Source organism: Promineifilum sp. (SeqCode) (assembly GCF_041918635.1).
In the GTDB taxonomy this organism is placed as follows: domain Bacteria; phylum Chloroflexota; class Anaerolineae; order Promineifilales; family Promineifilaceae; genus Promineifilum.
Window position 1 is genome coordinate 1 of the sequence record NZ_JAYRVJ010000479.1, and the last position, 2,793, is coordinate 2,793.

A 2,793-nucleotide genomic window follows, 5' to 3' on the forward strand; every position below is an offset into this window, starting at 1 on the left:
GACGTTTTACTCTTTTAATCTACTGCACCCTCTTGGCGTGAATTCTGACGCGGCAGAACTCACCTCTAATATGAACGGCAAAACGAGGCCAACGGCCCAAAGCTCAATCATAGCACGGGGTTACACTCTCGTCAACCGGCCGCTAATTAGCGCGGTCAGCTCGGTTGAAACAGCCGCAATCCAGGGATAAAACGAAAGTCCTTCAGTATCATCGTGATTGTCGTGTCCAAGCCTGTTCGCGAAGCGACTGCGCCGTAATATCGGTGTCCTTCCACATTCCAAATGCTTCATGCACCAGCGTCTCTTGCCGACTATCCACATCCTCGACCGTCGCCTCCTTGCTCTCCAACTTAACCGAGTTGACAAAATCCAATGACTGAAGCAAATCTAGTAATATTCGCGCCCTTTTCTTGTCGCGCACCTGGACGGTAATGATTTCCATCGCTCTTAGCCTCTATACACCGAAAAATTATCGCCTGCTCGTAGTATCCTACGATGATACCACATTCCGCCACCCCGGCGCGGCCGTCCAGAGATCGAAAGGCTGTCGGCCGTCGGCGGTCGGCGGCCGACTTTCGCCGCCTGTCCCGGCCAGCATCTCGTAGGCCGCCGCGGCAATCCACTCCATCTCGCTGACCTCGGCCGGCGGCTGCCAGTCGGGCAGATGCTCGGCCAGGAAGTGGGTGCTGGTCTCTCCGGCCAGGAAGGCCGGCTCTTCCAGGATGGCGCGCAGGAAGGGAACGTTCGTCGTCACGCCCAGCACCACCATCTCGCGCAGGGCGCGGCCCATCTTGCGAATGGCCTCTGGTCGATCCTGACCCCAGGTGATAACCTTGGCCAGCATCGGATCGTAGTAGGGCGTCACCTCCGAGCCGGCCTCGATGCCGTCGTCCACGCGCAGGCCGGGGCCGGCCGGACGGACGTAGTGGGCGATGCGGCCGATGGACGGCAGGAAGCCGGCCGCCGGGTCTTCGGCGTAGACGCGGCACTCGATGGCGTGGCCGCGCTGGCGCACGTCGCTTTGGGCAAAGGGTAGCGGCTCGCCCGCGGCCACGCGCAGTTGCCAGTTGACCAGGTCGATGCCGGTGACCAACTCCGTCACCGGATGCTCGACCTGAAGCCGGGTGTTCATCTCCAGGAAGTAGAAGCCGCCGGCCGGTTCGACGATGAACTCGACCGTGCCGGCATTGGTGTAGCCGGCGGCGGCGGCCAGGCGCACGGCCGCGGCGGCGATGGCCTCGCGCAGCGCCGGGTCGCGCACGACCGGGGCGGGACTCTCCTCGATGATCTTCTGGTGGCGGCGCTGGACGGAGCACTCGCGCTCGTAGAGGTGCAGCAGTTGGCCGTGGTGGTCGCCTAACACCTGAATCTCAACGTGGTGAATGGCAGGAAAGTACTTCTCCAGCAGCACGTGCGGGTCGCCGAAGGCCGACTGCGCCTCACGTCGCGCGGCCTGGAGAGCGTCGCGCAGGTCAGCCGGCTCGCCGACGACGCGCATCCCCTTGCCGCCGCCCCCGGCGCTGGCCTTGATGAGCACCGGGTAGCCGATGGCTTCGGCTGCGACCAGCAGTTCCTCGTCATTTCGGCCCAGCCCGTCCACCCCGGGCACGACCGGCACGTCGTGCTGCTGCGCCAGGGCGCGCGCCGCGGCCTTGCTGCCCAACGCCCGCATGGCCTCCGGCGGCGGGCCGATGAAAACCAGCCCGCGGCGGGCGCAGGCGGCGGCGAAGTCGGCGTTCTCGCTCAGGAAGCCGTAGCCGGGGTGGATCGCCTCCGCGCCACAGTTGGCGGCGATGGTCAGGATAGCCTCGCGGTTGAGATAGGTGTCGGCGGCGGCGCTGCCGTGGAGCGGGTAGCTCTCATCCGCCTCGCGCACCCAGGGGGCGTGTTCGTCCACGTCGGAGTAGACAGCGACGGCGCGGATGTCCAACTCGTGGCAGGCGCGAATGACGCGGCGGGCGATCTCGCCCCGGTTGGCGATGAGGACTTTGCGGAATAGCGGGAAGTGCATGAGCATCATTATCGGCGCACAGAGGGCGGGTGGCAAGTCAGGCGTGGCGCGGGATTCTTATCCCGTGGGCGGGGGAACCGGGGAGCGGGAGTGCACGAGCAGCCGTGCCTGCAGCCCGCATCTGAGGCTGCGGACTCTGCACTGTGCGCGGGCGGGGCGCTTCAGAGTCCGCATCCTCAGATGCGGACTTCCTTGCGGCGGCGCGTCAGACCAGCAAATTCGCCCGCGCCCCATCTAGAGTTGCCTGGTCGAGGCCGGCCTGTCGCCAGTACCCTTCTAGCGAGCCATAACGCCGCCGTAGGTGGGCCAGCGCCCCGGCCATCGTCCGCGCCTCGGCCAGCAGCACCGGCCGCAGGCGCGCCTGGTCGAGGCCATAGGCATTCAGCCGCGCCATCTCCGGCCACATCCAGCGGCCCATCGCCTCGGACGCATGGTTGCTAAGCGTGTAATCGGCCACGACCGTCTCTTCCGGCACGCCCAGCGTCAACAACAGCAGGGCCACGGCCAGGCCGGTGCGATCCTTGCCGATGGCGCAGTGGAGGAGCAGCGGTGCGCCATCCGGGTCGGCCGCGGCGCGCACGATGCCGGCGAAGACGGGGCCATTCTGGTCGAGAAAGAGGCGGTACATCTGCGCCAGCATGGCCTGCGGCTGGCGGCGGGCCTGGTAGAGGGTGAGCAGACCGCGCAGCCGGCCGACCTGGGCGGCAACGGGCCGGTGGACGCCCATCACGCCGGGCGGCAACCGGTCGGGGTGGCGAGCCGCCTCGTCAGCCGAGCGCAGA

Annotated in this window: 3 protein-coding genes; all 3 read right to left on the reverse strand. The window is 66.7% G+C overall.

Going from position 1 to position 2,793, the window contains the following annotated elements:
- Positions 1-208: 208 nt before the first annotated feature.
- Positions 209-442 (reverse strand): hypothetical protein, encoded by a 234-nt coding sequence (locus tag ACE3UY_RS14485; protein ID WP_374688218.1) that lies wholly within the window; start codon positions 440-442, stop codon positions 209-211.
- A 48-nt stretch (positions 443-490) separates the two neighbouring features.
- The gene (locus tag ACE3UY_RS14490) at positions 491-2,011 is read right to left on the reverse strand and encodes an acetyl/propionyl/methylcrotonyl-CoA carboxylase subunit alpha (RefSeq protein ID WP_374688219.1); all 1,521 of its coding nucleotides are present in this window, start codon (positions 2,009-2,011) and stop codon (positions 491-493) included.
- Between the two features lie 205 nt (positions 2,012-2,216).
- Positions 2,217-2,793: tyrosine-protein phosphatase (locus tag ACE3UY_RS14495; protein ID WP_374688220.1), on the reverse strand; the 577-nt coding region annotated here is incomplete at its 5' end.

Coding starts and splice junctions, on each gene's coding strand:
- ACE3UY_RS14490 (WP_374688219.1), bottom strand. CDS start 2,011: ATGCACTTCCCGCTATTCCGCAAAGTCCTCATCGCCAACCGGGGCGAG.
- ACE3UY_RS14485 (WP_374688218.1), bottom strand. CDS start 442: ATGGAAATCATTACCGTCCAGGTGCGCGACAAGAAAAGGGCGCGAATA.